Below are 436 nucleotides of genomic sequence, written 5' to 3'. Positions count from 1 at the left end.
CTTGCCGGCGCTTTTCGCAGATTAGCACGTCCTTCATCGCCTCTGACTGCCAGGGCATCCACCGTGTACGCTTAGTCGCTTAACCTCACAACCCACAGGCGTCTTGCGACGTCGCGGTTGCGATTATTGAGAGACTCGAACGCGTTGCCTTTATTCCCTGTTACGGGGGAATAACGCAAAGCGTCGTTTCAATTTTCAGCTTGTTCCGGATTGTTAAAGAGCAATATCTCAAACGCGTCTCTGCGTTGCCGCAAAAACGGTTTTGAGATAAGAGGGTCGGTGACTTTCACTCACGAACCAGCAAGTGGCGTCCCCTAGGGGATTCGAACCCCTGTTGCCGCCGTGAAAGGGCGGAGTCCTAACCGCTAGACGAAGGGGACACGAAAACGCGTCACGACTTCGCAGCCGTCTTGCTTCTTTACGTTTCTATCAGACA

At 53.2% G+C, this 436-nt stretch carries 1 tRNA gene and 1 rRNA gene; both read right to left on the bottom strand.

Features of this window, described 5'->3' with window-relative positions:
• Positions 1-85 (bottom strand): 23S ribosomal RNA (locus B2J69_RS23505); the annotation flags it as partial.
• 220 nt (positions 86-305) lie between these two features.
• Positions 306-380, bottom strand: a tRNA-Glu gene (locus tag B2J69_RS23500).
• Positions 381-436 lie beyond the last annotated feature (56 nt).

Origin of the sequence: Pantoea latae (assembly GCF_002077695.1) — a bacterium.
Classification (GTDB): Bacteria; Pseudomonadota; Gammaproteobacteria; order Enterobacterales; family Enterobacteriaceae; genus Pantoea; species Pantoea latae.
The sequence above is the reverse complement of the archived record's forward strand: the minus strand, read 5'-3'. Positions and strand labels throughout refer to the sequence as shown.